Origin of the sequence: Roseinatronobacter domitianus (assembly GCF_023336755.1) — a bacterium.
GTDB classification, from domain to species: Bacteria; Pseudomonadota; Alphaproteobacteria; order Rhodobacterales; family Rhodobacteraceae; genus Roseinatronobacter; species Roseinatronobacter domitianus.
Window position 1 is genome coordinate 336366 of record NZ_JALZWP010000001.1, and the last position, 26085, is coordinate 362450.

Annotated in this window: 27 protein-coding genes; 21 read left to right on the forward strand and 6 right to left on the reverse strand. The window is 61.2% G+C overall.

The genetic code is table 11. The features are described from left to right. The first annotated feature begins 52 nt into the window (after positions 1-52). The 7 genes from M3N55_RS01705 to M3N55_RS01730 all read left to right on the forward strand — a co-directional run bounded on the left by M3N55_RS01705 (position 53) and on the right by M3N55_RS01730 (position 5551). Positions 53-1585 (forward strand): acyl-CoA carboxylase subunit beta, encoded by a 1533-nt coding sequence (locus M3N55_RS01705; RefSeq protein ID WP_249055753.1) that lies wholly within the window; start codon positions 53-55, stop codon positions 1583-1585. Between the two features lie 12 nt (positions 1586-1597). Continuing rightward, positions 1598-1984 (forward strand): DUF6497 family protein, encoded by a 387-nt coding sequence (locus M3N55_RS01710; protein ID WP_249055755.1) that lies wholly within the window; start codon positions 1598-1600, stop codon positions 1982-1984. A 186-nt stretch (positions 1985-2170) separates the two neighbouring features. Continuing rightward, on the forward strand, positions 2171-2317 hold the full coding sequence (locus tag M3N55_RS01715; protein ID WP_249055757.1) for a hypothetical protein: 147 nt from the start codon (positions 2171-2173) through the stop codon (positions 2315-2317). Between the two features lie 231 nt (positions 2318-2548). Beyond that, entirely contained in the window at positions 2549-2680 is a 132-nt protein-coding gene (locus tag M3N55_RS16690; protein ID WP_283163829.1) for a hypothetical protein, read from the forward strand. A 75-nt stretch (positions 2681-2755) separates the two neighbouring features. Then, on the forward strand, positions 2756-3136 hold the full coding sequence (locus tag M3N55_RS01720) for a hypothetical protein (protein WP_249055758.1): 381 nt from the start codon (positions 2756-2758) through the stop codon (positions 3134-3136). 40 nt (positions 3137-3176) lie between these two features. Further along, positions 3177-5177, forward strand: coding sequence for an acetyl-CoA carboxylase biotin carboxylase subunit (locus M3N55_RS01725; RefSeq protein WP_249055760.1), 2001 nt, complete (start codon positions 3177-3179; stop codon positions 5175-5177). Continuing rightward, the gene (locus tag M3N55_RS01730; protein ID WP_249055762.1) at positions 5174-5551 is read left to right on the forward strand and encodes a hypothetical protein; all 378 of its coding nucleotides are present in this window, start codon (positions 5174-5176) and stop codon (positions 5549-5551) included. The genes M3N55_RS01725 and M3N55_RS01730 overlap by 4 nt, the downstream gene beginning before the upstream one ends. A 109-nt stretch (positions 5552-5660) precedes the next feature. On the opposite strand, the gene M3N55_RS01735 is transcribed toward M3N55_RS01730, so the two are convergent. Continuing rightward, positions 5661-6146, reverse strand: coding sequence for a DUF4174 domain-containing protein (locus M3N55_RS01735; RefSeq protein ID WP_249055764.1), 486 nt, complete (start codon positions 6144-6146; stop codon positions 5661-5663). 105 nt (positions 6147-6251) lie between these two features. Here M3N55_RS01735 and scpA point away from each other — a divergent pair, with 105 nt between their 5' ends. Continuing rightward, positions 6252-8387, forward strand: coding sequence for a methylmalonyl-CoA mutase (gene scpA / locus M3N55_RS01740; RefSeq protein WP_249055766.1), 2136 nt, complete (start codon positions 6252-6254; stop codon positions 8385-8387). A gap of 52 nt (positions 8388-8439) precedes the next feature. On the opposite strand, the gene M3N55_RS01745 is transcribed toward scpA, so the two are convergent. Beyond that, complete coding sequence (locus M3N55_RS01745; protein WP_249055767.1) at positions 8440-8835, reverse strand: DoxX family protein; 396 nt, start codon at positions 8833-8835, stop codon at positions 8440-8442. Between the two features lie 132 nt (positions 8836-8967). Here M3N55_RS01745 and M3N55_RS01750 point away from each other — a divergent pair, with 132 nt between their 5' ends. The 3 genes from M3N55_RS01750 to M3N55_RS01760 are packed head-to-tail and all read left to right on the forward strand — an operon-like array spanning position 8968 to position 10591. Continuing rightward, entirely contained in the window at positions 8968-9498 is a 531-nt protein-coding gene (locus M3N55_RS01750; RefSeq protein WP_249055769.1) for a GNAT family N-acetyltransferase, read from the forward strand. Positions 9499-9530: 32 nt separating this feature from the next. Further along, entirely contained in the window at positions 9531-10214 is a 684-nt protein-coding gene (locus tag M3N55_RS01755; protein ID WP_249055910.1) for a molecular chaperone DjiA, read from the forward strand. A 32-nt stretch (positions 10215-10246) separates the two neighbouring features. After that, positions 10247-10591 (forward strand): hypothetical protein, encoded by a 345-nt coding sequence (locus tag M3N55_RS01760; protein WP_249055771.1) that lies wholly within the window; start codon positions 10247-10249, stop codon positions 10589-10591. Here M3N55_RS01760 and M3N55_RS01765 read toward each other — a convergent pair. Then, complete coding sequence (locus tag M3N55_RS01765; protein WP_249055912.1) at positions 10513-12153, reverse strand: Ppx/GppA family phosphatase; 1641 nt, start codon at positions 12151-12153, stop codon at positions 10513-10515. The two genes, M3N55_RS01760 and M3N55_RS01765, sit on opposite strands and share 79 nt — an antisense overlap. A gap of 147 nt (positions 12154-12300) precedes the next feature. Between M3N55_RS01765 and serS the strand changes: the two genes are divergently transcribed. From serS to M3N55_RS01785, 4 genes are all read left to right on the forward strand, one after another. After that, complete coding sequence (gene serS, locus M3N55_RS01770; RefSeq protein WP_249055773.1) at positions 12301-13593, forward strand: serine--tRNA ligase; 1293 nt, start codon at positions 12301-12303, stop codon at positions 13591-13593. A gap of 119 nt (positions 13594-13712) precedes the next feature. After that, on the forward strand, positions 13713-13865 hold the full coding sequence (locus M3N55_RS01775; RefSeq protein WP_249055775.1) for a hypothetical protein: 153 nt from the start codon (positions 13713-13715) through the stop codon (positions 13863-13865). 37 nt (positions 13866-13902) lie between these two features. Beyond that, positions 13903-14241, forward strand: a complete 339-nt coding sequence (locus tag M3N55_RS01780; protein WP_249055777.1) for a TfoX/Sxy family protein — start codon at positions 13903-13905, stop codon at positions 14239-14241. Continuing rightward, positions 14238-14720 (forward strand): transglycosylase SLT domain-containing protein, encoded by a 483-nt coding sequence (locus M3N55_RS01785; protein WP_249055779.1) that lies wholly within the window; start codon positions 14238-14240, stop codon positions 14718-14720. The genes M3N55_RS01780 and M3N55_RS01785 overlap by 4 nt, the downstream gene beginning before the upstream one ends. Before the next feature lie 79 nt (positions 14721-14799). Here the strand turns inward: M3N55_RS01785 and M3N55_RS01790 are convergent, their stop codons facing one another. Both M3N55_RS01790 and M3N55_RS01795 read right to left on the reverse strand, forming a co-directional pair. Beyond that, positions 14800-15240, reverse strand: coding sequence for a DsrE family protein (locus tag M3N55_RS01790; RefSeq protein WP_249055781.1), 441 nt, complete (start codon positions 15238-15240; stop codon positions 14800-14802). 102 nt (positions 15241-15342) lie between these two features. Further along, the gene (locus tag M3N55_RS01795; protein ID WP_249055782.1) at positions 15343-17160 is read right to left on the reverse strand and encodes an extracellular solute-binding protein; all 1818 of its coding nucleotides are present in this window, start codon (positions 17158-17160) and stop codon (positions 15343-15345) included. A 265-nt stretch (positions 17161-17425) separates the two neighbouring features. On the opposite strand from M3N55_RS01795, the gene M3N55_RS01800 reads away from it, so the two are divergent. The 4 genes from M3N55_RS01800 (at position 17426) to M3N55_RS01815 (ending at position 21025) form a co-directional block, all read left to right on the forward strand. After that, entirely contained in the window at positions 17426-18199 is a 774-nt protein-coding gene (locus tag M3N55_RS01800) for a 3-hydroxybutyrate dehydrogenase (protein ID WP_249055784.1), read from the forward strand. Between the two features lie 63 nt (positions 18200-18262). Further along, on the forward strand, positions 18263-19312 hold the full coding sequence (locus tag M3N55_RS01805) for a patatin-like phospholipase family protein (protein WP_249055785.1): 1050 nt from the start codon (positions 18263-18265) through the stop codon (positions 19310-19312). Between the two features lie 89 nt (positions 19313-19401). Then, positions 19402-20559 (forward strand): thiolase family protein, encoded by a 1158-nt coding sequence (locus tag M3N55_RS01810; protein WP_249055787.1) that lies wholly within the window; start codon positions 19402-19404, stop codon positions 20557-20559. A 43-nt stretch (positions 20560-20602) separates the two neighbouring features. Next, positions 20603-21025, forward strand: a complete 423-nt coding sequence (locus tag M3N55_RS01815; protein WP_249055789.1) for a GlcG/HbpS family heme-binding protein — start codon at positions 20603-20605, stop codon at positions 21023-21025. 62 nt (positions 21026-21087) lie between these two features. Here M3N55_RS01815 and M3N55_RS01820 read toward each other — a convergent pair whose 3' ends face one another. Further along, positions 21088-21948, reverse strand: a complete 861-nt coding sequence (locus tag M3N55_RS01820) for a DsbA family protein (protein WP_249055791.1) — start codon at positions 21946-21948, stop codon at positions 21088-21090. Positions 21949-22157: 209 nt separating this feature from the next. Here M3N55_RS01820 and M3N55_RS01825 point away from each other — a divergent pair, with 209 nt between their 5' ends. Then, positions 22158-23381, forward strand: a complete 1224-nt coding sequence (locus tag M3N55_RS01825; RefSeq protein WP_249055793.1) for an N-acetylmuramoyl-L-alanine amidase — start codon at positions 22158-22160, stop codon at positions 23379-23381. A 180-nt stretch (positions 23382-23561) separates the two neighbouring features. Continuing rightward, the gene (locus M3N55_RS01830; RefSeq protein WP_249055794.1) at positions 23562-26081 is read left to right on the forward strand and encodes a penicillin-binding protein 1A; all 2520 of its coding nucleotides are present in this window, start codon (positions 23562-23564) and stop codon (positions 26079-26081) included. Positions 26082-26085: the final 4 nt, after the last annotated feature.

Sequence of the window (26085 nt, forward strand, 5' to 3'; positions counted from 1 at the left end):
GCTTTGCGCAAGTATGTTGCGCTAAACCTATCTGCCGCCAAAGGGGGAGCGCATGAAGGACATTCTGCAACAGCTAGAGGCGCAGCGCCAAGAGGCCCGGTTGGGTGGCGGCGAAAAGCGCATCGCGGCGCAGCACTCCAAGGGCAAGCTGACCGCGCGTGAGCGGATAGAATTGCTGCTGGACGAGGGCAGCTTCGAAGAATTCGACATGTTCGTCGCGCATCGCTGCATCGATTTCGGGATGCAGGCCAGCCGCCCCATGGGCGACGGCGTTGTGACGGGCTGGGGCACGGTCAATGGCCGCGTGGTCTATGTGTTCAGTCAGGATTTTACCGTCATGGGCGGGTCTGTCTCTGAAACCCACGCGGCCAAAATCTGCAAGGTCATGGATATGGCCGTGCAGAACGGCGCGCCTGTCATCGGGTTGAACGATTCAGGCGGCGCGCGCATTCAGGAAGGCGTCGCGTCACTGGCGGCCTATGGCGAGGTGTTCCAACGCAATATCACCGCGTCGGGCGTGGTGCCGCAGATCAGCGTTATCATGGGGCCATGCGCGGGCGGCGCGGTCTATTCCCCCGCCATGACCGATTTCATTTTCATGGTCAAAGACAGCTCTTATATGTTCGTCACCGGGCCTGACGTTGTGAAAACCGTCACGAATGAGCAGGTTACGGCCGAAGAACTGGGCGGCGCGATTACGCATACGCGCAAATCCTCGGTTGCGGATGCGGCGTTTGAAAACGATGTCGAGGCGCTGATCGAGGTGCGCCGGTTGGTGGACCTTCTGCCGCTGAACAACCGCGAAAAGCCGCCCGTGCGGCCCTTCTTCGATGACCCGGCACGGCTGGAACCCAGCCTTGACACGTTGATCCCCGATAACCCCAACACGCCTTATGACATGAAGGAGTTGATCCTGAAACTGGCGGATGAGGGGGATTTCTACGAATTGCAGGCGGAATTCGCCAAGAACATCATCACCGGCTTCATCCGTCTGGAAGGGCGCACCGTGGGCGTGGTGGCGAACCAGCCAATGGTGCTGGCCGGGTGTCTGGACATTGACAGTTCCCGCAAGGGCGCGCGCTTCGTGCGGTTCTGCGATGCGTTCGAAATCCCGATCCTGACACTGGTGGATGTGCCGGGCTTCTTGCCGGGGACAGGGCAGGAATATGCCGGTGTCATCAAGCATGGCGCAAAGCTGCTCTATGCCTACGGCGAAGCGACGGTGCCGAAAGTGACCGTGATTACCCGCAAGGCGTATGGCGGGGCTTACGTTGTGATGGCGTCCAAGCATCTGCGTTCGGATTTCAACTATGCATGGCCCACAGCAGAGATTGCCGTGATGGGCGCGAAAGGTGCGGTTGAAATTCTGTATCGGTCTGAACTGGGCGATGCGGAAAAGACCGCCGCGCATATCGCGGAATATGAAGAACGCTTCGCAAACCCCTTTGTGGCCGCAGAAAAAGGGTTCATCGACGAGGTCATCATGCCGCAATCGACCCGCAAGCGGGTGGCGCGGGCTTTTGCCTCTTTGCGGGGCAAGGCCGACAAGATGCCGTGGAAAAAGCACGACAATATTCCGCTGTAAGGAGCGCGTGCGATGCTGTTGCCCTTGGCCTGTCTCGCTTTCATCTCGGGGACAAATGCCCCCGAACAATGGTTGCGCCTGCCGTCCGGGGCAAGCGCCATCCCGCTGGACCTTATCGTGGAGGAGGGGGTCCAGCGGGTGCGGATGATCGGGCAGGGGCTGGCGCAGGATGTGGCAGGCTACCAGCGTGACCCGGAGCGCTTGTTCGATGACATGCAGGATATCTGCACCCGCCATGCGGCCTCTGGCACTGTGCCGGACGGCACAAATGTCATCGTGACACTGATGGACAAGGAAGTGCAGTTCGGTCTCAGCGATCCTTCGGTCATTCAGTATTTCGAATCCTTCATCATTCGCGGCGGCACCTGCGCGCTGGACGATACAGAGTTCCTGCACTGACATGACCCAGCTTGGTGAAAATGATGCAGTTGCGCCACAAGCGCCCGCACCGACTGAATTTTCGTGGTCAGCGAATCGCTTTCAGGATATGGTTGGCGCGTCGGGTCCAGATTGCGGGCCCGCGAAACACCACGCGTGGCAGCGCCTCAAGAAACCGCGCCACACATTCATGAGCAGGAGAAATTCATGTCGAAACTCGTTCTTGCCGCCGGCCTTGTCGCCGTCGTCTCTTTGGGCGCTTGCGCAAAGCACTCGGGCCACACCGAAACCGTCTATGCCGAGCCAATCCCGGCCCCGGTTTACGTCGAGCCTGTGGCAACCAAGAAATACTGATCCCCATTGGGCGGATCTTGGCCTGAAGCGGGGGAATAGTCCCGCTTCAGGCTCCTCTTCGGTCACTCTTGTAATAGCTGTGCCAGTGCTCTGCGCTGCTTGCGCGGCAGGTTTACTGTGGCCGAATCTTATCTTATCGACTAGGCTCGCAGCGAGGGGTCGCTGCCGCACCCCTGAAAATGCTGGGCCGGAGGGAACTGCTTCGGTCATCACTCAGGATAGGAGAAGCCTATGTCGAAAATTGCAATCTTGGCGGCCTTCGGCGCCACGCTCGTTCTGGGCGCATGCTCAAAGCACCATGCCGCACCAGAGCCGGTTCCGGCCCCTGTTGTGGTCGAGCCCGTCTCGCTCAAGAAATACTGATCCAACCCGGATCATGGGCCCGGCGCTTTTAGCGCCGGTGTCCAGTCCGTCCCCTGCAACAATCAAGGGGGCAACATGCTGAAGCATCGTGGTTTTCCCGGTCGTCTTCCAAGCACCGATTTCCAATTCACCATTCGCCGCGCGAACCCAAAGGGTGTGACACCCTTGACCAAGCGCGCGCGCTATGCGGACCGTCGCACGCCCGACAAACGCGCCGATGAAGGCTTTCTTGGCGCGTTGATCGCGCATTTCGGCGACCAACCGTTCGAGCGCGGCAATCTGGATGCGGGCCGCCTGTCTTGGCTGTTTGGCCGCGAAGTCGTGCCAGCCGAAGACCCGTTCGACCCCGCCAGCTATGACGCGCTTTTGCGCGTCGACATGCACGCCGCTCAGGCCGCATTTCCCCAGTTATTCGACGGGTCGAGCGAATTCGCCTTTGACACATGGGAGGAATGACTTCCGTGACCCGCCCGCAGATTCAACCAACGAGGACCGCATGTTCAAAAAGATCCTGATCGCAAACCGGGGCGAAATCGCCTGCCGTGTCATCAAGACCGCCCGCAAGATGGGGATCGCGACGGTCGCGGTTTATTCCGATGCCGACCGCCATGCGCTGCATGTGCAGATGGCGGATGAAGCGATCCATATCGGCCCGGCCCCCGCGAACCAGTCCTATATCGTGATCGACAAGATCATGGATGCGATCCGCCAGTCAGGTGCCGAAGCGGTCCATCCGGGTTACGGGTTCCTGTCCGAGAACATGAAATTCGCCGAGGCCTTGGCAAAAGAAGGCGTTGCCTTCATTGGCCCACCCGCGAATGCGATTGAAGCGATGGGCGACAAGATCACGTCCAAAAAGCTGGCACAGGAAGCCGGTGTCAGCACGGTGCCGGGCTATATGGGTCTGATCGCTGATGCCGATGAAGCTGTGAAAATTTCGAATGAGATCGGCTATCCGGTCATGATAAAGGCCAGCGCCGGGGGCGGTGGCAAGGGGATGCGGATTGCCTGGAACGATGTAGAGGCCCGCGAGGGCTTTCAGTCGTCCAAAAACGAAGCGGCCTCCAGCTTTGGCGATGACCGCATCTTTATCGAGAAATTCGTGACGCAACCGCGCCATATCGAAATTCAGGTTCTGGCCGACAGCCACGGCAACACGGTCTATCTGCATGAACGCGAATGCTCCATCCAGCGCCGCAACCAGAAGGTGATCGAGGAAGCCCCATCACCCTTCCTGGATGAGGCCACCCGCAAAGCGATGGGCGAGCAGGCTTGCGCGCTGGCCGCCGCCGTGGGCTATACCAGCGCCGGCACGGTGGAATTCATCGTCGATGGTGCGCGGAATTTCTACTTTCTGGAAATGAACACCCGCTTGCAGGTCGAACATCCTGTGACGGAACTCATCACCGGGGTCGATCTGGTCGAACAGATGATCCGCGTGGCCGCCGGTGAAAAGCTGCCATTTGCTCAAACGGACCTGAAGATCAACGGCTGGGCGATGGAATCGCGGCTCTATGCCGAAGACCCATATCGTAACTTCCTGCCGTCCATCGGGCGTCTGACCCGCTACCGCCCGCCTGCCGAAATCGCCGAAGCCAGTCGCGCGGTGCGCAACGATACCGGCGTCTATGAAGGCGGCGAGATCAGCATGTATTACGACCCGATGATCGCCAAGCTCTGCACTTGGGCGCCGACACGCGACGCGGCGGTAGAGGAAATGCGCCTTGCACTCGACGAATTCGAGGTTGAGGGCATCGGCCATAATCTGCCTTTCCTGTCTGCCGTGATGGATCATCCGCGTTTTGCCTCTGGTAATATCACAACCGCTTTCATCGAAGAGGAATACCCCGAAGGTTTCGAAGGCGCGACCTTGGGCGATGATCTTCTGAAACGCGTTGCGGCCTGCGCCTGCGCCATGAACCGTGTTGCCGAAATTCGCCGCGCACGCGTGTCCGGTCGAATGGACAACCATGAACGCGTGGTCGGAACGGATTGGGTCGTCTCGCTGGGTGGGCAGGATTACAGCACCAGCATTCAGGCCGACCGCGAAGGCGCGACCGTCACGCTTGACGGGTCGGACTACCGGATCAGCTCAAGCTGGCTGCCGGGCCAACCGCTTGCGCGTCTGACGGTCAACGGCACGCCCCTTGTGATGAAAGTCGCGCGCCAGCCCGGAGGCTACCGCCTGCGCCTGCGCGGCGCCGACTTGAAGGTGCGCGTGCATTCCCCGCGCATGGCCGAACTGGCCGCGCTGATGCCGGAAAAAATGCCACCCGATACGTCGAAACTGCTTTTGTGCCCGATGCCGGGCATGGTCGTCTCGATCGCGGTGGAAGAAGGGCAAGAGGTCTATGAAGGCCAGCCCCTTGCCACCATCGAAGCCATGAAGATGGAAAACATCCTGCGCGCCGAACGAAAAGGCGTGGTCGCCAAGATCAACGTAGCCGCGGGCGCGTCGCTTGCGGTGGATGAGGTCATCATGGAGTTCGAGGGATGAAACGCAGCCCTCTGCGCCTGTTCCTGACCTATATGCTCTGCTTTGTGTTGGCGCTGGTGCTGGCCTATATCATCCTGACGCGCATTGCCGAGGGTCTGCGGGATGGGCAGTTTGTTCTGCTTCTCCTGCCGCCCTTGGGGGGGATGGCCGTGTTCCATGGGCTGTTCCCGCTGCTCAGCCGCATTCGGCTTGGCACCAATTTCCTGACCTATGGCGGCGGGTTGGTCTTTGGGGTTGGCGCGCTTGTGGCGGCGGGCAGCTATCTGAGCCTTCTGGATCCAAGCGCGGCGCTTGTCATCTGGCTGGTGGGGGTGTTTGGCCCCGGTTGGTGGCTGATCTCGCAATATGCCGAAAAGAACGGCTATTATTCATGATATCATCTTGCCGCAAATACTCGCGGTGGAATGCGGGCGTAAGCCCGCATGGGGGCGGCAGCCCCCTGAACGAAAAGGCGTGGCGCAGCCTCCGTTTGGTCAGCCCCGATCACCGCCCGCTGGGGTTGCGCTCCAGTATTTCCTGGCGGCGTAGCGGGAATTTGTCGATGACCGCCATCAATTCACGCCCCGAGCGCACGGCAGGGCGGCGGGCTTTCACCTCTCCATCCTTGTCGATAATCGCGGTCATAAAGCCATTCGGGCGCAGCACCTGCCGCAACGGGCTGACATCATCCGGGTGGGCGTCGAAAATCACCACCACGTCGCGGATCACGAATTCGTCTGCCCGGTCGCGGATTTCTTCTAGCTGGCGTCCAAATTGCGGATTGTCGGGCGTGTCAGCCATCACCACGATCAACCGATGGTTCCAGACATATTCGCGCACGTCGATTTCGCGTGCGTCAAGGAACAACAATTCCTCCTCGGCCACCGGGGCCGTAACGGGGCTGTTTTCGGCATCTGCCGGAACGGATTGGGCCGTGCCCGTTGTCGCTGCGAAAACAGCCGCGAAAACAAGGGTAAAGATAGGTTTCATAACGCCTCCTGCTTGTCAGACATATAGGCGCTTTTGCGTCGAAAACACCATGGCGTGCCAGCTTTTTGCCGCCGGGTCAGACAGATCACTCAGAAAGGACCAGCCATGAGCGACAGCAAAGACGCTTGGGCCGCACTTGCCGCCAAGGAATTGCGCGGTCGGCCCCTCGACAGCCTGACGTGGAACACGCTCGAAGGCATCCCGGTGCAACCGCTTTACACCGCAGAGGACGTGGCCGATCTGCCGCATCTGGGCAACGTGCCGGGTTTTGCACCCTATACGCGCGGGGTGAAGGCCACGATGTATGCGGGCCGCCCTTGGACCATCCGGCAATATGCCGGGTTTTCCACCGCCGAAGAATCGAACGCCTTTTACCGCCGCAACCTTGCTGCCGGGCAGCAAGGCGTGTCGGTGGCCTTCGATCTGGCCACGCATAGGGGCTATGACAGTGACCATGACCGTGTGATGGGCGATGTGGGCAAGGCTGGCGTTGCCATCGATTCGGTCGAGGATATGAAAATCCTCTTCGATGATATTCCGCTGGATAAGGTCAGCGTGTCGATGACCATGAACGGTGCGGTCATCCCGATTCTGGCGAATTTCATCGTGACGGGCGAGGAACAGGGCGTGGACCGCGCAGCCCTGTCGGGCACCATTCAGAATGACATTCTGAAGGAATTCATGGTCCGCAACACCTATATCTACCCGCCAGAGCCGTCGATGCGGCTGATCGCGGATATCATCGAATACACGTCCGAGCACATGCCGCGCTTCAATTCGATCTCTATTTCCGGCTATCATATGCAGGAAGCGGGCGCGAACCTTGTGCAGGAATTGGCCTTTACGCTGGCCGATGGGCGCGAATATGTGCGCACCGCCATTGCACGCGGTATGGACGTGGATGCGTTTGCGGGGCGTTTGTCCTTCTTCTTCGCCATCGGCACGAATTTCTTCATGGAAATCGCCAAGCTGCGCGCCGCGCGCTTGCTCTGGTCGCGGGTGATGGAGGAATTCAACCCCAAAGACCCCAAATCCAGCATGTTGCGCACGCATTGCCAGACTTCTGGTGTCAGCTTGCAGGAACAAGACCCTTATAACAACGTTATCCGCACCGCTTACGAGGCGATGTCTGCGGTGCTGGGTGGCACGCAAAGCCTGCATACCAACGCTTTGGATGAAGCGATCGCCCTGCCCACCGATTTCAGCGCCCGCATTGCGCGCAATACGCAGTTGGTGCTGCAAGAGGAAACCGGCGTCACAAAGGTCGTCGATCCGCTGGCGGGCAGCTATTACGTTGAAAAGCTGACGCATGATCTGGCAGAGGCCGCGTGGAAGCTGATGGACGAGGTCGAGGAATTGGGCGGCATGACCAAGGCTGTGGCTTCTGGCATGCCCAAGCTGCGGATCGAGGAAACTGCCGCCAAGCGGCAGGCCGATATCGACCGGGGCGACGAGGTGATCGTCGGGGTCAATAAATACCGCAAGGATAAAGAAGACCCGATCGACATTCGTGACATCGACAACGCCGCCGTGCGCGACAGCCAGATCGCGCGGTTGGAGCGTATTCGCGCCACCCGTGACCAAGCGGCCTGCGATGCGGCGCTGCAAGAAGTGACCCGCCGCGCGACTGAGGGCGGCAACCTGTTGGACGCGGCGGTCAACGCAGCCCGCGCGCGCGCCTCTGTGGGGGAAATCAGCATGGCAATGGAAAAAGTGTTCGGACGTCACCGCGCAGAGGTCAAAACGCTCGCCGGGGTTTATGGCGCGGCCTATGAAGGCGATGACGGTTTCGCGGCCATTCAGGCCGATGTGGAACGGTTCGCCGATCAGGAAGGTCGCCGCCCGCGCATGCTGGTGGTCAAGATGGGGCAGGACGGGCATGACCGCGGCGCCAAGGTGATCGCCACGGCTTTTGCCGATATTGGCTTTGATGTGGATGTCGGCCCGCTGTTCCAGACCCCGGCGGAAGCGGCGCAGGATGCGGTCGACAATGATGTGCATATCATTGGCATCTCGTCGCAGGCGGCAGGCCATAAAACCTTGGCGCCCGAACTGGTGAAGGAGCTGAAAGCCGCCGGGGCAGAGGATATTCTGGTCATCTGCGGCGGGGTCATCCCGCAGCAGGATTACAAATTCCTGTTCGATGCGGGGGTGAAAGCTATTTTCGGCCCCGGCACGAATATTCCTGAAGCGGCGAAAAAGATCCTTGATCTGGTCCGCCAAGCGCGCGGGCACGCGTAAAACCGAAAACGGCAGGCCATTGGCCTGCCGTCGTTTTCGTGGGTTACGCCGATCACGCGGTGCGGAACTCGGCTTGGCCCAGTTTCGCGTCAAACGACCATGCACCGGCCCCGGCAACGGCCAAGGCCATGTAGCCGCCCGCCAGCGCGAGGTTTTTGAACACCTGCGTCATCTGCATCTGGTCTGCCGGGTCGAAGTGATAAAGCAGGCCCGATGCCACGCAAAACGCGCCCAGCGCCCAAGCCACGATGCGGGTCTGAAACCCTGCGATCAGGGCCAGACCGCCGATGATTTCAAACAGCACGACCGGCCATGCAAAGATTGCCGGCACGCCGCCCGAGGCCATGTAGCCGGCAAAGCCCGCCACGTCGCCCAGTTTGCCGATCCCGGCCATTACAAACAAAAGCCCCAGCAGAACGCGGGCCACAAGCAGTTGAGTATTCGTCATATCGTTTTCCTTTCGCGGTGTTTGCATGGCGCTGATCTAGTCTTGGGGCAGGGGCCAAGGCCATTCCCCAAGCCTGCGCATGGTCTGTGCATCTGTGCACCAGAGCAGCGGGGGCTTGACGCCGCGCGGGCCATGGCGCACATCGGCGCGCTTGCCGTTGCAGAGGTTGCTATGCTCGAAATTCGTCCCGCCACCGCACAAGACGCCTCTGCGATCTGCGCGCTGTGGAACCCGATCATCCGCGACACGGTCATCACCTTCAACCCGGTCGAGCGTAGCGCGCAAGAGGTGGCCGATATGATTGCCACGCGCCAAGCCGGGCCTGGTGCGTTCTTCGTGGCAGAAGACGGGGGCGCGCTGTTGGGTTTCGCCAGCTACGCCCAGTTTCGTGCAGGTTTAGGCTATGCGCGCTGCATGGAACACACAATTAACCTTGCTCCCGCCGCGCGCGGGCAGGGTCTGGGGCCGAAATTGATGGTAACGCTGGAAGATCACGCCCGCGCCGCCGGTCATCATGTGATGGTTGCAGCGATCACCGGGTCGAATGATGCCTCTGTCCGGTTTCATGCAGCGCTTGGCTACCTGCATGTCGGCACCATGCCGCAAGTGGGTTGGAAATTCGACGCGTTTCATGACCTTGTGCTGATGCAGAAAACCCTGTGACCTTCCTGGACGTTTCGCGTAATCTGACCCTTATGTCGATCTGGTCGCAAATCGCTGAAATCATCAACGCCCTGCGCAAGGGCGAATCGCTCTCTTCGGTGTTCGAGCGGTTGCGCACGCCGCCAGAACGCAGCGTCGGTTTCACCATTGCGGTTATTGCGCTGGGGGCAAAGCTGGCCAAGGCTGACGGGCAGGTGACGCGCACAGAGGTGGCGGCCTTTCGCCGGGTGTTTACCATCCAGCCAGAGGAAGAAGGCAACGCTGCGCGCGTCTTTAACTTGGCGCGGCAGGACGTGGCCGGGTTTGACCAATATGCCGAGAAGATCGCGGCCATGTTCCAGCCCGACGATCCGGTTCTGGTGGACCTGTTGGAAGGGCTGTTCAAGGTGGCCTGCGCCGATGGCAGCTTTCATCCCGCCGAGGAAGCATTCCTGACCGAGGTGACGCGCATTTTCGGGCTGGATACGCGCTGTTTCAACTGCCTGCGCGCCCGGATTGTGGGCGATGTGGCACCCGATCCCTACGCGGTGCTGGCTGTTGCCCCCGATGCCCCGATGGCAGAGATCAAGGCCGCCTATCGTGCCGCCGTGCGCGACAGCCATCCCGATGTGATGGTGGCGCGCGGCGTGCCACCAGAGGCGGTGCAACTGGCGGAATCCCGGATGCGCGACATCAATCGCGCTTGGGAGGACATTCAAGCCAGCCGTGCCGCTTGAGCGGCGGGGGCAGCGCGTGATAGGATTTACCGATGATCCGGATTGTCGCGCTTATCTTTGCCCTTGCGCTGCCCGCGCAGGCGCAGGACGCCCCACCAGCAGGCGAGGGGCTTTTGTCGCTTATGGAACGGCTGCTGCGCGATTTCATCACAGAGGCAGAGCCGCAACTGCGTGAATTCGAACGCGGGCTGACAGAGATTGAACCAGAGCTGAACGAACTGCTGGACCGGATGCGCGATTTGACACGCTATCATCCGCCCGAAATATTGCCGAATGGCGATATTCTGATCCGGCGGCGTCAGCCCGAAGAGGGCGCCCCGGAAGAGGATGTCCCGCCAGAACCGCAAGACGCTCCGGCAGACCCTTTCGAATTGTGAACAGCGCGCGCAACCCGAACTTTAGGGGTGGCGCGCATCTGGGTCGCCAAGGCGCGGAACCGCTGTTCGGCCACTTCGGTATAAAGCCCGGCCATGGGGCGCGACAGGATCAGCTCAACCTCGGCCTTTTTCGGGAAATAGCGCAACTCGCCCGCGCGGCTAAGATGGTCCATCGTGAACATCGCCCCGAAACGCAGCGCGCGACCTATGGTCTTGGCGTCGTCCAGTTCCGCTTCCGTCAATAGCCCGGCGACCTCGCGGATTCGTGGGCGCAAGCCACCGCTCTTGTAGCGATACATCAGCGCGATCCCTAGAAACACGCGGCCGGCATGGTCCAGACTGCCCAGATTGGCGCGGGTCGCGGTGTCGAAACAGGCATCGGCGCGATAATCAGGATGGGCGCGCCAGTTCACGTCATGCAGCAGGCAGGCCGCGCGGATCAACCGCCGCCGCGCCGGAGAGCGCGAGCGGAACAAAGGACGCAGAAACGCGTAAAGCTGTGCTCCGAAACCGGGAATACGTGCGCTTGATTTTTCCATGAAGCTGCACGCTTCTATAAGGGGGTCGCGGGCGCGCAGGGCCGTCGGCATCTGCTCATACAAGATGCCCTCGCGAATCCCGTAGCTGGAGACGAAAATACGTTTTGGGCCAAAGACATGCACCAACTGCCGCAGCACTCTGCTTGCCAGCGGGACAAGGCTCATCCGGTCATTCGAAATGCCGGTGCGCGCGCGCAACTCTGCCACCGAATGCTCATCGATCCAGTCCAATGTCTTGCGAATGGATTTGATCGTCATTTCGTATTCATGCAGCACTTTCAGCGGGTAGCCGCGGCGTTCCATGTCCAGTCGGGCAATCGCGCGCCACGAACCGCCAACCAGATAAAGCGCGTCATGGTGGTTTCCGACCTGCGCGCGTAGGGTTTTTAGGATATCGTCTACATGCTTGCGCAGGCCCTTCTTGCCGCCCGGAACCTGTTGCAGGCGGAAGGGGCCAAGGGATGAAGTTACGGTGGAATGCACCTTGCCATCGCCGATCACGGCCAGTTCCATCGACGATCCGCCAATGTCGCAGACCAGACCTCTGGCATCCGGCCAGCCGGTCAGCACACCCTGCGCGGACAGGCGCGCTTCCTCTGCGCCATCGATCACACGCATCCGCAAGCCGGTGTCATGCTCTATCTGCGCGCGGAACTTGGCACCGTCCTCGGCCTCTCGCATGGCGGCGGTGGCGACCATGGTCAGATTCGACAGGCGCATGCCCTGCGCCAGCAATGCGAAACGCTTGATCGTGGCGCGGGCGCGGTCGCGGCCATCGGGGTTCAACCGCCCGCTATCGACAAAGCCGCGCCCCAACCCGCACAGAACTTTTTCATTAAAGAAATAGGCCGGGCTTCTTGCTGCGCCGTCGAACACCACAAGGCGGACAGAGTTGGACCCAACATCTATTACGCCGACCTGTTGCAGGTCGCGCACGCCGGAATCCTGAAACAGGGGTTCGTCGAACAGACCCGCAGTTTGGTTGCGCTGGCCTTCTGTCTGCGGGGGCGTATTGCCATCCATGCGGGGCATGTCCTGTCTGACAGTCGTGTTACCGCCTTGTAGCGGTTTGCGGCGGGTCGGGTCAATCACCGATCCGCCCCCTACCGCATGCGGCGCGCTTGCGGCATAACGGTCACAACTCGATTCGACGAAAGACGAAGGCACCCCATGCACGATATCCGCGCCATCCGCGAAACTCCCGAAGCGTTCGATGCTGCCCTGGCGCGTCGCGGCGTTGCACCCACTGCGGCCACGGTTCTGGAAATAGATGCGGCCCGCCGCGCAGCCATCGGGCAGGCAGAGACAGAGAAAGCGGCACAGAACGCCGCCTCTAAGCAAGTGGGCGCCGCCAAAGCCAAGGGCGACGAGGCCGAGTTCGAGCGCCTGCGCGCGCTGGTGGCGGAAAAGAAAGCCGAACTGGCCCGGCTGGACGAGGTGGCCCGCGCCAAGGATGCCGAGTTGACTGCGTTGCTTGCAACCCTTCCCAACCTGCCCTTGGCCACTGTGCCCGATGGTGCGGATGAGGCCGACAATGTCGAGTTGCACCGCTGGGGCAGCCCGCGCGACTTCGATTTCGCGCCAAAAGAGCATTTCGAGATTGCCGGCATCGCCCGCGACATGGATTTCGCGCTGGCGGCCAAGCTGTCAGGGTCGCGCTTTGTGGTGCTGCGGGGCGCGGTGGCACGGGTGCACCGGGCGCTGGCGCAATTCATGACCGACCTGCATGTCGATCATCACGGTTTGACCGAAGTGAACAGCCCCGTGCTGGTCCGCGATGAGGCCATGTTCGGCACAGGACAGTTGCCCAAATTCGCCGAGGACAGCTACCAGACCACGAATGGTTGGTGGCTTATCCCGACATCCGAGGTGACATTGACCAATTTCGCCGCGGGTGAAGTGCTGGACGGCGCGGCTTTGCCGGTGCGGTTTTGTGCGCATACGCTGTGTTTCCGCTCGGAAGCGGGCAGCGCGGGGCGTGACACCACCGGCATGTTGCGCCAGCACCAGTTCGAGAAGGTCGAGATGGTGTCGATCACCCGGCCAGAGGACAGCTTGGCGGAACACGACCGCATGACGCGCTGCGCCGAAGAGGTGCTGGAAGCCTTGGAGCTACCTTACCGCACGATTGCGCTTTGCACCGGCGATATGGGCTTTGGCGCGCAAAAAACCCACGACATAGAGGTGTGGTTGCCGGGGCAGACCGCGTATCGCGAAATCTCCAGCGTGTCGACCTGTGGCGATTTTCAGGCCCGGCGGATGAACGCGCGGTTCCGGCCAGAGCCGGGCGCAAAACCCGATTTCGTGCATACGCTGAACGGGTCAGGCGTGGCGGTCGGGCGCTGCCTGATTGCGGTTCTGGAAAATGGACAAACCGCCGAAGGCGGGGTCGAGTTGCCCGCAGCGCTGCACCGCTATCTGGGCGGCAAAACCCGCATCACATCAGAGGGCGCGCTGGCCTGAGACCCAGTTCTTGTGGGTAAACACGGCATTAAACTTCGTAAAAAGCCCGTTTACCGCCTGAAACCTGCCACAATCGCGTGGCCAATTGAGGAGCAGTTCATGTTACAGGAGTGTTCCCCATGCGTCCCGATCCGGAACAATTCAAAATCCGCAGCCCGCGCGACCCACGTCGCCCCGGCCCGGTTCCGGCACTTAGCGCCGACAGTCGCCCCGGCCATCCGCGAAATACCGCGCAAAGCCCGGCGCGCATTACCGATTGGGCGCTGATCTGACGTGGCGCCGCCCGCGCGCCTGGAGTATCCTTGCGCGATGAGCACACCGATTTCCAGCATCCGCAACCTTGGCCCCGTGATGGAGGCGGCTTTCGCCCGCGCGGGCATTGATAGCGCCGAAGCGTTGCGCACGCTTGGCACTGATGCCGCCTATGCCAAACTGCTGGCCAGCGGCGAGCGGCCCCATTTCATTGCCTATTACGTTCTTGAAATGGCGCTGCAAGGCCGCCCTTGGAACGACTGCAAGGGCACTGAAAAAGATGCACTCCGCGCCCGGTTCGATACATTGAAAGCGGCGCACACCGTCAGACCTGACGGGATGGAGGCGATCTTGAACGCAATCGGCGTTATCCCCGGCGCAGGGGTGCGGCCGTGAAGGGGCTTAGCCTGATTTTGTTGATTGGCGGTCTTGCGGCCTGTGGTGGCCCAGAGGTAACGCGCGCCCCCGCCGCGTCGCTATACCCCGGTGAAACCCCGCAAATGCGGGTATTGGTTCGCGAATATGCCGCGCGGCATCAGATTCCCGAAGCACTTCTGCACAAGGTCATCCAACGCGAAAGCGATTACCGTGCCAGCGCACGCAACGGTCCATATTGGGGGTTGATGCAGATCCTGCCGCAAACCGCGCGGCAAATGGGCCATGACGGGCCACCCGAAGACCTGCTGCGCGCAGAGGTCAATCTGGAATATGCCGGGCGCTATTTAAAGGGTGCGTATCTGGTCGCCGATGGCGATCTGGATGCTGCGGTGATGTGGTATGCGCGCGGGTATTATTACGAGGCGCGCGATCGCTGCCTTTTGGTGGAAACCGGCTTGCGCGACCGCGAGGTGCGGCGCGATTGTCCCGGACGGTAAGGGGGGCGCTCGCGCCCCCCTCGCCAGCCCAAGGGGGCTGGCTCACCCCCCTGAGGATATTTTTGCAAGGATGAATGGGTCAGAAGGACCAGATTTGTGCGTCTGCGTCGAGCATCGCGGCACCCATGGCCGGGGGAGCGGCAACGCCGACACCTTCGACCAAAACGGATTGATCCGCGCCAAGGCCGGGCAGATAGATCGCGCAAACTTCAACGGTGACGCCGCGCGACATGAGCATTTGCATTAACCCCTGAGGCGACGCATCGCGCGGGGGTTGGGGCGCCGTGGCGGTTTCTGGGGCGTCGGTCAGGGCAATATCGCCGCCGGGACCACAGAGCAGAATCCGGGCTTGGGCGCCTTGTTCGACAGCCGCGGCTGTCAGCACCATGGACATGAGCTGGGTCTGTGCATTGTCGCTGGTAACGATGGTAACAAGCTTTTCAGCAGGGTCTGCATGGGCTGCGCCTGCGGTGGCAAGGCCGAAGGTTGCGGCGGCGATCACTGCGCGAAATGTGGACATGGGTCGATTCCTTTCCAAAGTTCAAACCGGTAAAATCGGTTCTGCTTTGGTGTGCCTGACCCATGCACGAATTCAAACATGACGATCTGACGCAGCCCGCGATTACCCGTCATACCACCACAGGTCGGGCTGAAACCCGATCCAGTCGCCATAAGCGGGCAGGGTGTCGGGGTATTTCAGCGCGGCATCATGCGCGATGCGCGCGCGGTCGGTGAACCAGAATGGCACGACATGGCGCCCGGCGGTCAGAACCCGGTCCAGCGCGCGGGTGGCGGCGACGAAATCGGCGCGCTCTGTCGAGGTCAGCAGCCGTTCGATCAACGCGTCGATGGCCGGGTTTTGCACCCCCATCCAGTTGCGCGACCCTGGTGTGTCTGCCGCCTGCGACCCCCAGTAAAGCCGCTGTTCCGCGCCGGGGCTAAGCGACAGTCCGCGTGTATAATGCGTGACATCGAAATCGAAGGCGTTGGTGCGTTCGGTGTATTGGGCGCTGTCGATTTGCGCGACGGTGACCTGCATGCCAAGTCGGCTGAGGGATTCGCTGTAAATATCTGCAATCGCAGGAATATCGGCTGCCCCCTGCCGGATGAGGATGGTCAGTTCAAACGGCGCGCCGGCGGCATTGCGCAGAATACCGGACGCATCGACCTGCCATCCGGCCTCTTCCAGAAGCGCGGTGGCGGCGCGCATGTTGCGCCGGTTTGCAACCGAGCCATCCGAGACAGGCAGGGTATAGCCGTCGAGCGTGCCGGGAGCCAAGCTGTCGGCGAAAGGAGCGAGGAACGCGGCCACGCGCCCCTCGGCGGGGCCAGCGCGCATTGCAAGCTCGGAATTCGAGAAATACGAGCTGATGCGCGGGTCTTGCCCGTCATTTATCACCTGCGCGATATATTCGAAGTTGAAGGCGTGGATCATCGCCTCACGCACGCGCCAATCCGCGAAAAGCGGGTTTCGCTGGTTCATCACGAAGCCGGTAATGCCTGAGGGGCGGCGATGCGGGATTTCGGATTTCACCACCTCGCCTTCGCGCAGTGCCGGGAAATCGTAGCGTGTGTTCCACGCATTCGCGCTGGGTTCGCGCATGGTGGTCAAAAGCCCGGCGGTAAACGCCTCGAACATGGCGGTGGCGTCGCCGAAAAACTCCATGCGGATTTCATCGAGATTGGCCTGCCCGCGCATGAAGGGCAGATCGCGGCCCCAATAGTCGGGATTGCGCGACAGCACGACCGAGCGCCCGGTTTCGAACCGGTCGATGACATAGGGCGCGGTTCCGATCGGAATAACCGATGTGCCCGATTCGGCGAAATCGACGCCGTCCCATTGGGCCTTTTTCAGCACTGGGCGCAGGCCCAGAATCAGCGGCAATTCGCGGTCTGCTTCGGTAAATGTAAAGCGGATGCCCCGTTCACCCACGGCCTCGGCGCGCGCGACGCGGTTCCAGGTGCCGTGATAGCGCGGGTGGCCAACCGTGCCCAGGGTTTCAAAGGACCACAGCACATCTTCAACCGTGACCGGGCTGCCGTCAGAGAATCGGGCCTCTGGCCGCAGAGTGAATTCGACGAAAGAGCGCGCCTCATCCACCTCTATCGATTCGGCCAAAAGGCCATAGAGCGTGAAGGGCTCATCCCAGGAGCGGCCCATCAACCCCTCATAGGCGAGGTATTGCAACTGCCAGGGCGTGTTGCCTTTCAGGATGTGCGGGTTAAGCGAATCGAAGCTACCAACCTCTCCCTGAACAATGCGGCCCCCCTTTGGGGCATCGGGGTTGGCATGGGGCAGATGCGCAAAATCTGGTGGCAAGGCAGGCGCGCCATACATAGCTATGCCATGAACGGGATCTGCCTGCGCGGTGACAGGCAAGGCGCTGCACAGGGCCACAACTGACAGCGCGGCAAGAACAGGGCCGTAGCGGGTTTGCATGGCGGTCACTCCAAGGTCATTTCAAGCCATCGTTTCGCTCGACGCTACAGTGCGTTCCATGCCTTTTCAAACTTTTAGCTTGGAACCTTCGTGTTGAACGGTTATATCTAAATCACTGCTCGATAGGTTTCTTGCCTGTATGAAACCTGCCTCAATGACTTGCGCCCGCCTTGTGCGGGCGCTTTTTTTTGGCCTCCAGCCCGGCATCTCTGGCATCCTTATGACAAGCCGTTATGCTGCGTGGCAGCGAAACAGGAGAGAGATCATGCAGCTTGCCGGAAAACGCGCCATCGTCACGGGTTCAAATTCGGGGATTGGATTGGGGATTGCCTGGGAGCTGGCGCGCGCAGGGGCTGATGTGGTGCTCAATTCCTATACCGATGACGCCGAAGACCATGCCCTGGCCAAGGACATGGCGGCCCAGACCGGCGTGGCCGTGCGCTATATTCAAGCCGATATGTCGAAGGGCGCGCAATGCCGCGCGCTGATCGAACAGGCCGGGGGCTGCGATATTTTGGTGAACAATGCGGGCATTCAGCATGTCGCCAAGCTGGAAGAGTTTCCGGGCGAAAAATGGGACGCGATTATCGCGATCAACCTGTCCTCGGCGTTTCACACCTCGGCAGCGGCGCTGCCGGAGATGTATGCGAATGGCTGGGGACGAATCGTCAATATCGCCTCTGCCCATGGTCTGACCGCCAGCCCCTATAAATCGGCTTATGTTGCGGCAAAGCATGGCGTTGTCGGGCTGACCAAGACGACCGCGCTGGAAGCGGCGGGCAAGGGCGTGACCTGCAACGCCATTTGCCCCGGTTATGTGCTGACCCCGATCGTGGAAAAGCAGATTCCCGACCAGATGAAGACCCACAACATGGACCGTGACACGGTTATCAAAGAGGTGATGCTGTCGCGCCAACCCTCTGGCGAATTCGCCACGGTCGAGCAGATGGGCGGCACGGCGGTGTTCCTGTGTTCCGATGCGGCGGCGCAGATTACCGGGACGACGATTTCCGTGGATGGCGGCTGGACGGCACTTTGACGGCAGCGCGCATGGCACGGGTTGCGTCATGAGTATTTTTGGCAAGATGAATTGGATGAACACTTGGTGAAGCGGATTAATCTCGCACTTCAGGGCGGCGGCGCGCATGGCGCTTTCACATGGGGTGTGCTGGATCGCCTTTTGCAAGACGAGGACATCGAGATCGCTGCCATTTCGGGCACCTCTGCGGGGGCGCTGAATGCGGCGGCCTTAAAGGCGGGGATGGTGCAAGGCGGGCGCACGGGCGGGCGCGCGGCGCTGGATACGCTGTGGCACAAAGTCGGCGCGGTGCATGATCTGCGCCTGACCGGCTGGATCGCGCAGGCGCTGCCGCCCGTGGGTGTGCTGAACACATGGGCTGAGCGCTTCATGCCCGTGTCTGCCGCAGATGCCGCGTCTTTGGTGGCCAGCCCCTATGCTTTGGGGCCGTTCTACCGCAACCCGTTGCAAAAGATTGTCGAAGGGCTGGCCTTTGATCGCGTTTGCGCAGGCGAGGGACCGGCGCTGCATATTGCCGCGACCAACGTGCGCAGTGGCAAGATCAAGGTGTTCTCTGGCATCGATATCGGGCCAGAGGCTATTCTTGCCAGCGCCGCATTGCCAACGCTGTTCCAGGCGGTCGAGATTGCCGACCCCGCCACGGGCGAAACCCATGCCTATTGGGATGGCGGGTATACCGGCAATCCGGCGCTGTTCCCGCTATTTGCCGCCGATTTGCCCGATGATATTCTTGTTGTCAGCATCAACCCGCTTTACCGCGCCGATGTGCCGACCACCCCGCAAGAGATTCAGAACCGCGTCAACGAGATCAGTTTCAATTCGTCGCTGCTGCGCGAATTGCGCGCGATCCGCTTTGTGAAGCGGTTGATCGAGGAAGATCGCGTTACGCGTGGCGCCATGAAGGGCGTGTTGTTGCACATGATCGCGGATGACGTGCTGATGAACAGTCTGTCGGTCACGAGCAAACTCACGCCGACACCTTACCTGCTGCACACATTGAAAGAGGCCGGGCGCGCTGCCTGCGACAGCTTTCTGGCGCAGCATAAGGATGACCTGAACATGCGCGATACGCTTGATCTGGGTGCAATGTTCGAAGAAGGGCAACAATCTTAGGTTGCTGTTTCCGTTTTTGTAAATCTTGGGTTGAATGCTGCACGCCCCAACGTTCAAATGTGTGGAATTGAGTCACGCAGGCATTTCACATGGAACATATTTTCATCCTTTCGGCGTGCCGGACACCCATCGGGATGTTTGGCGGAGCGCTGTCGGGGGTCTCTGCGTTGCAGCTTGGCATCCATATCGCACAGGCCGCCGTCGCACGGGCCGGGATCGCGCCCGCGCAGGTCGATCACAGCGCATTCGGCATGGTCAGCCTGACCGAGCCCAATGATCTGTATCTGGCGCGGATCGTGGCGATGGGCGCGGGTGCGTCCGACACGGTCAGTGGCGTCAATGTGAACATGCTTTGCGGCTCTGGCCTGCAAGCGGTGGTGCAGGGGGTTCAGGCGCTGGCGATGGGTGGCGCCGATGTGGCCCTTGTCGGCGGGGTTGAAACCATCAGCCGCACCACGCATTTGCTTCAATCCGCACGCTTCGGAACGCGGATGGGCGATGCGCCTGTGGTGGATTTGCTGGATGCCGCGCTGACCTGTCCCTTTGGTGGTGTCAAGCTGGGGGTGACAGCGGAAACGCTGGCGCATGAGTTCCAGATCAGCCGCGCCGCCCAGGATACTTGCGCATTGGAAAGCCATGCGCGCGCCCGCGCCGCGCAGGCGGGCGGGCGCTTGGCCCAGCAGATTGTCCCGGTGGACTTGCCTTGCGGGCGGGTGCTTGCCAGCGATGAGGGACCGCGCGCGACCACTGCCAAGCTGTTGGGTCGGTTGCCCGCGGCTTTCGTGCCGAACGGAACGGTGACGGCTGGTAATTCTGGCGGGCTGGGCGACGCGGCAGCGGCGCTGGTGCTGACGCGCGAGGTGCCGCAGGGCCATAGGCCACTGGCCCGGATTGTCGCAATGGCACAAAGCGGGGTGGACCCGGCGCGCATGGGTTACGGCCCGGTGTTGGCGGTGCGCAAGCTACTGGCCCGGACCGGTTTGACGATTGATGATTTCGACCTGATCGAATCGAACGAGGCTTTTGCCGCACAAGCCCTTGTCGTGGCGCAGGAATTGGGCTTCGACCATACCCGCGCCAACCTGGATGGCGGTGCGATTGCGCATGGCCATCCCGTTGGCGCAACGGGCGCGATATTGACGGTCAAGGCCGCGCATGGCTTGGCCCGCGCGGGCCGAGGCCGCGCTCTGGTTGCAATGTGCGTGGGCGGCGGGCAGGGAATTGCACTGGCTCTTGAAGCGGCCTGAGATTGCAGGCTTACTGTTGGTATCGCTTCAGAAAGGCCGCAGAATGACTCTTACACTTGACGATGCCCGCACCATCATTTCTGCCACCCGTGCCAAGGGCCGCGAGATGGAACTGAAACCGCTATCGGTTGTGGTGTTGGATGCGGGCGGTCATGTGCTGGCATTCGAGCGTGAAGATGGCGCCGCGCCGGGACGATTCGCGATTGCTCATGGCAAGGCTTACGGTGCTGTCATGCTGGGCATGGCCGGGCGCGCACAGATGGCACGGGCCGAGGCGCAGGGCTATTTCATGGCCGCCGTGAATGGTGTCTATGGCGGGCAGGTGGTGCCGGTTCCGGGCGGCGTTCTGATCCGCGACGCTGGCACGGTCATTGGTGCCGTGGGCGTGACCGGTGACACGTCCGACCATGACGCGGAAGCGGCCTTGAGCGGGATCGCGGCCGCTGGGTTCATGGGCGAAGAATAAGAACCGCCTGTCATGCAAAAGGGCCGCCGAAGCGACCCTTTTCAATGGTATTTTTGCGGCACTTACTGCCGCGCTATTGCTGCGGCTTGTAGCATATTGTCCACTGGCACGAAGCCGCGGATCATCTGCTCGCCCATCACGAAAGTCGGCGTGCCGGAAATCTGCAAGCGCTGTGCCAAGGCCCGGTTGTCTTCGATCACAGTGCTGACGGCGTCGCTTTCCATAAGGTCCACGATATCTGCCAGCGCTAGGTCCAGATCGGACGCCACGTCTTCCAGATAATCCGGCGTGATCGCGCCTTCATATTCCATAAGTTCAACATGCACGCTGTCATAGGCATCTGGCCCGGCAAGCTCCAGCACCGAGATCGCGAACCGCGCGGCCAGTTCCGATTCTGGTCCAAGGATGGGCAGTTCCTTGATAATCACCCGAATATTCGGGTCCTGTTCCATCAATGCCTTGACCTCTGGCAGCGCACGTTTGCAAAAGCCGCATTTATAGTCGAGGAATTCGACCAGCGTCACATCGCCATCGGGATTGCCGCCAACCCATGACCTTGGATCATTGAACAGCGCATCCGCATTAGCCTGCACCAAAGCTGCATCCATGTCGCCCTGGCTTTGCGCAGTGCGGCGCTCAAATTCTGCCACGGCTTCGAAAATCACTTCGGGGTTTTGCAGCAGATAAGCGCGCACCTGTGCGCCAAATTCCGGGTCCACCGCGTCGGGTGCGGCCGGAACCGCACCGAATGGCAGAGAGGGTTCGGGCGCGGCAGCCGTTTCAGATGCGGCGGTTTCAGTCTGGGCTGCGGTGTCCGGGGTAGGGGCCGCGCCGCCACCCCCGCTGGTCATCACGATCAGGCCCAGTGCAGTTGCCGCAAGGCAAGTGCCGATCAGGGCGGAATCGCTCAGGGGTAGGGTCATGTCGGGCTCCTGTCTTCAAACCGTGTCGCGCGGGTGCGCGTCTTTGCACCAGTTAAATCTTGCCATGGCAAGGGAATCAACCCTGAGGCCTGCGACTTTTTCGGCCCGATTGCATCAACTTGCACAATTTCCTGTGTGAGGCAGGCCTCCCCCTTTGCTGCGCTGCCCATCTGGCTTTAGGATGGGGCGGAATTGCAACAGGGTTAATCATGGCACGACTGCGCGGCGTCATTCTGAGCGGGTTTTTTCTGCTGCTGGGCGCGGGTGGCGTGCTGGCGCAGGGCGGTGTGCAGGCGCGGGTCGACCCGGCGGCCAGTATGCTGACCGCGACCGACACTGGCATGACACTGCGCCTGTCGCTTAGCCAGCCTGTGCCTTACCGGCTGCGCCTGTTGCCCAACCCGCCGCGTTTGGTGATGGAATTCAACACATTGGATTGGCAGGGGCTGGACTGGCCTGCGGTCGATGGGCTGCGCGGCTTTCGGGCAGGCCACCGGGGCGATGGTTGGGCCCGGATGGTGCTGGACCTTGGCTTTCCGATGCTGCCGGAAGTTGTTGCGCAAAATGTCGATCCGGAAAATGGGCGCGCAGAGGTCACGGTCGATCTGCGCCGTGCCACGCTGGAAGCGTTTGAAACGCGCGCAGCGGATGAGGCGGAATTCGTCGCGCTCTATTCAGACCATTTGTTGCACCCTGTGGCCCAAACCTCTGCTTCGGTTGATGTATCCCGCCCCTTGCGGATCATGCTGGACCCCGGCCATGGCGGGCTGGACCCCGGTGCCGTGCGCGACGGGCAGTCGGAAGCTGCGATCGTGCTGGGCTTCGCGCGGGTGCTGCGCGAGGAACTTTTACGCCAAGGCGGGTTCGAAGTGCACATGACGCGCGATGCCGACCTGTTCGTGTCACTGGATGGGCGCCTGCGCGCGGCGCGCGATGTGCAGGCCGATCTGTTTTTGTCGCTCCATGCCGATGCGTTGCCCGAAGGTCTGGCAACTGGCGCCGTGGTTTATACCCTGTCGGAAGATGCCAGCGACCAGACCGCCGAAATCCTTGCCGCGCGACATGACCGGGGCGATCTGCTGGCAGGCGTGGACCTGTCGCGCAATACGGACGAAATTGCCTCTGTGCTGATGTCGGTGGCCTGGCAGGACACGCGGCTACGCAACGCCGCGCTGGCCGATGCGCTGGTCGAAGGGATTGGCGCCGCCGGTTTGCGCCTGCATTCGCGCCCGGTGCAATCGGGGGCGTTTTCCGTCTTGCGCGCACCCGATATGCCGTCAGTGCTGCTGGAGCTGGGCTTTATGTCCAGCCCGCGCGACCTGGCACGACTACAAGATCCGGAATGGCGCAGCATGATGGCGCGCGCCGTGGCCGACGCGCTGGCATCATGGCGGGTGCGTGACAGCGCCCGTCGTGCGCTTTTACAACGCTGACTGCTCTGCCAACTTATGCTCTAGCGGCGGTGTGTCCGTGACGCATGAGAGGTCTGAAAGAGTGGTAAAGTTTTGGCACGACACGGCACCAAAGCGAAAGCGCGCAGATGTGACCCATCGGCTTTTGACCTTGCCCCATAGCGCTTGTATAAGGCCGCATCGGGTAACAAGGTGGTTTCGGTGCTGCGCGCGACTTTTTCATTTTTCGGCGGGATTTTCAGTTTCCTGATAACGGGGATGCTGGCGGCGGCGCTTCTGATTGCCGGGGTGTTCTGGTATTACGCCCAGGACCTGCCCAGCCATGAGCAGCTTGCCAATTATGCCCCGCCCTCGATCAGCCGCATTTATTCCGGCGAGGGGCGATTGATTGACGAATTCGCGCAGGAACGCCGCCTGTTTACTCCGATCGAGGATATTCCCGAACGGGTCAAAGCCGCCTTCATCTCTGCCGAGGACAGGAATTTCTACGTCCATGGCGGGTTCGATCTGCGTGCGATCGGGGCTGCGGCGTATCAGGCGATTGAATCGCGCGGGCGGAATGTGCGCGGCGCGTCGACCATCACCCAGCAGGTCATGAAAAACTTTCTGTTGTCGGGCGACCGCACCGGTGAACGTAAAATCAAGGAATTGATCCTTGCCAGCCGGGTCGAAGGGACGCTGACGAAGGACGATATTCTGGAGCTGTATCTGAACGAGATTTTCCTTGGTCAGAACAGCTATGGTGTGACCGCTGCGGCCCAGACCTATTTCAACAAGACCCTCGATGACCTGACGATTGAAGAGGCCGCTTTTCTGGCGGCTTTGCCGCAGGCACCGTCCAACTACCATCCGGTCCGCAATTACGACCGCGTCGTGGCGCGGCGGGATTATGTGTTGGGGGAAATGCTGCGCAATGGCTATATCGACCGGGGCCAGCATGACCGGGCCAAGGCTCTGCCGCTGCTGACGGTTCAGTCGGGCGATTTTCCAAGCTCGCGTGATGCCATGCCACCGCGGGATTACTTTACCGACGAAGTGCGCCGCCAGTTGTCGGGCACGTTTGGCGAGGATGAATTTTTCGGGGGCGGGTTAAGCATCCGCGCCACAGTTGACCCAGAGATGCAGGACAAGGCCGCGCATGCGCTGCAACGCGCGCTTGAAAGCTATGATCGCGGGCTGGGCGAATTGCGCACTACCGGCGAAACCATCGCGCCGGACTTGCTGGGCCGCGAAGAAGATTGGCGCGCGGCCCTGGCGGAGCTGACGCTTGCGCGTGACATCACGCTTGGCAATCGCTGGTATCCCGCTGTGGTGCTGGAGGTCAGCCCGGACCGCGCTCGGCTGGGCATCGAAGCCGTGCCAAGCGACCGGAATGCGCCGCATGTCGTGGACCGTCCCGACATTGACTGGGCGCGCGGGTCGCTGTCGGACAACCTGAATGTTGGCGATGTGGTCTATGTGCGCGCCGTGACCTCTGAAAACGATGGCAGTTTTCAGCGTTGGTCCTTGCGCCAGATCCCCGAAATTCAAGGCGGGTTCATGGCCATGGACGTGAATAATGGACGCGTGATCGCCATGCAGGGCGGGTTTTCCTATGAGGCGTCGGTGTTCAACCGCGCGACACAGGCGCAGCGCCAGCCCGGCTCTGCGTTCAAACCCTTCGTTTATGCCGCCGCGCTTGATAGTGGCTTCACGCCCGCGACCATCGTCATTGATGCGCCGATAGAAATCGACACACCGCAGGGCGTGTGGCGGCCGACCAATGCCAGCAACCAGTTTTACGGCCCGACGCCGGTGCGCACCGGGATCGAGCGCTCGCGCAATCTGATGACCGTTCGCCTTGCGCAAGAGGTGGGTATGGATGTGGTCGGCGGCTATGCCGAGCGGTTCGGTGTTTATGACCAGGCGCAGACCTATCTTGCCAATGCGCTGGGCAGTCAGGAAACCACGCTGTTTCAGATGGTTGCAGCCTATGCGATGTTCGCCAACGGGGGCGAACGTGTGGAACCTACGCTGGTGGACCGCGTTCAGGACCGCTACGGACGCACCATCTACCGCCACGACCAGCGAAATTGTGTCGATTGCAATGAGGCAGGGCTGGTGGAAGGGCGCAAACCCTGGATCAGTTCGACCCGTGCGCGGGTGATGGATGAGGTGACGGCCTACCAGCTTACGTCTATGATGCAGGGCGTTGTGCAGCGCGGCACCGCGGCCAGCACTGTCAATCTTTCCGTGCCAACCGCCGGCAAGACCGGCACCACCAATGACGCGCGCGATGTCTGGTTCGTGGGGTACACCTCTAATATCGTGGCGGGGTGCTACCTTGGTTACGATCAGCCCAAACCGCTGGGGCGCGGGGCAGGGGGCGGCAGTATGTGCGGCCCGGTTTTCAACGAATTCATGCAGCACGCTGTCGAAAAATATGGCGGCGGGCGGTTCCGTGTTCCGGATAACGGGTATTTCCTGAAAATCGACCGCGTTACCGGCGCGCGTCTGCCTGATGATGCCAGTGGGGCGAATGTTGTGGCAGAGTTCTTCCGTGAAGGCGAAGAGCCGATCTTCGGTCTGGCGGCGATCATTGACGGTGGCTTCGCGATGGGCGGTGATCTACCCATGTTCGCACCGGGCGAGCAATATGAGGCATTGGAGCGTGAGGATGCCGGGCGCGGCACACCGCCACCCGCCAGCTTTGGGACCGTCACCACCGGCGGGCTGTATTAACGCC

What these genes read in the sequence shown, in the direction of transcription:
- M3N55_RS01705 (WP_249055753.1), top strand. Translation starts at nt 53, where the DNA reads ATGAAGGACATTCTGCAACAGCTAGAGGCGCAGCGCCAAGAGGCCCGG.
- M3N55_RS01710 (WP_249055755.1), top strand. Translation starts at nt 1,598, where the DNA reads ATGCTGTTGCCCTTGGCCTGTCTCGCTTTCATCTCGGGGACAAATGCC.
- M3N55_RS01715 (WP_249055757.1), top strand. Translation starts at nt 2,171, where the DNA reads ATGTCGAAACTCGTTCTTGCCGCCGGCCTTGTCGCCGTCGTCTCTTTG.
- M3N55_RS16690 (WP_283163829.1), top strand. Translation starts at nt 2,549, where the DNA reads ATGTCGAAAATTGCAATCTTGGCGGCCTTCGGCGCCACGCTCGTTCTG.
- M3N55_RS01720 (WP_249055758.1), top strand. Translation starts at nt 2,756, where the DNA reads ATGCTGAAGCATCGTGGTTTTCCCGGTCGTCTTCCAAGCACCGATTTC.
- M3N55_RS01725 (WP_249055760.1), top strand. Translation starts at nt 3,177, where the DNA reads ATGTTCAAAAAGATCCTGATCGCAAACCGGGGCGAAATCGCCTGCCGT.
- M3N55_RS01730 (WP_249055762.1), top strand. Translation starts at nt 5,174, where the DNA reads ATGAAACGCAGCCCTCTGCGCCTGTTCCTGACCTATATGCTCTGCTTT.
- M3N55_RS01735 (WP_249055764.1), bottom strand. Translation starts at nt 6,146, where the DNA reads ATGAAACCTATCTTTACCCTTGTTTTCGCGGCTGTTTTCGCAGCGACA.
- scpA (WP_249055766.1), top strand. Translation starts at nt 6,252, where the DNA reads ATGAGCGACAGCAAAGACGCTTGGGCCGCACTTGCCGCCAAGGAATTG.
- M3N55_RS01745 (WP_249055767.1), bottom strand. Translation starts at nt 8,835, where the DNA reads ATGACGAATACTCAACTGCTTGTGGCCCGCGTTCTGCTGGGGCTTTTG.
- M3N55_RS01750 (WP_249055769.1), top strand. Translation starts at nt 8,968, where the DNA reads ATGGCGCACATCGGCGCGCTTGCCGTTGCAGAGGTTGCTATGCTCGAA.
- M3N55_RS01755 (WP_249055910.1), top strand. Translation starts at nt 9,531, where the DNA reads ATGTCGATCTGGTCGCAAATCGCTGAAATCATCAACGCCCTGCGCAAG.
- M3N55_RS01760 (WP_249055771.1), top strand. Translation starts at nt 10,247, where the DNA reads ATGATCCGGATTGTCGCGCTTATCTTTGCCCTTGCGCTGCCCGCGCAG.
- M3N55_RS01765 (WP_249055912.1), bottom strand. Translation starts at nt 12,153, where the DNA reads ATGGATGGCAATACGCCCCCGCAGACAGAAGGCCAGCGCAACCAAACT.
- serS (WP_249055773.1), top strand. Translation starts at nt 12,301, where the DNA reads ATGCACGATATCCGCGCCATCCGCGAAACTCCCGAAGCGTTCGATGCT.
- M3N55_RS01775 (WP_249055775.1), top strand. Translation starts at nt 13,713, where the DNA reads ATGCGTCCCGATCCGGAACAATTCAAAATCCGCAGCCCGCGCGACCCA.
- M3N55_RS01780 (WP_249055777.1), top strand. Translation starts at nt 13,903, where the DNA reads ATGAGCACACCGATTTCCAGCATCCGCAACCTTGGCCCCGTGATGGAG.
- M3N55_RS01790 (WP_249055781.1), bottom strand. Translation starts at nt 15,240, where the DNA reads ATGTCCACATTTCGCGCAGTGATCGCCGCCGCAACCTTCGGCCTTGCC.
- M3N55_RS01795 (WP_249055782.1), bottom strand. Translation starts at nt 17,160, where the DNA reads ATGCAAACCCGCTACGGCCCTGTTCTTGCCGCGCTGTCAGTTGTGGCC.
- M3N55_RS01800 (WP_249055784.1), top strand. Translation starts at nt 17,426, where the DNA reads ATGCAGCTTGCCGGAAAACGCGCCATCGTCACGGGTTCAAATTCGGGG.
- M3N55_RS01810 (WP_249055787.1), top strand. Translation starts at nt 19,402, where the DNA reads ATGGAACATATTTTCATCCTTTCGGCGTGCCGGACACCCATCGGGATG.
- M3N55_RS01815 (WP_249055789.1), top strand. Translation starts at nt 20,603, where the DNA reads ATGACTCTTACACTTGACGATGCCCGCACCATCATTTCTGCCACCCGT.
- M3N55_RS01820 (WP_249055791.1), bottom strand. Translation starts at nt 21,948, where the DNA reads ATGACCCTACCCCTGAGCGATTCCGCCCTGATCGGCACTTGCCTTGCG.
- M3N55_RS01825 (WP_249055793.1), top strand. Translation starts at nt 22,158, where the DNA reads ATGGCACGACTGCGCGGCGTCATTCTGAGCGGGTTTTTTCTGCTGCTG.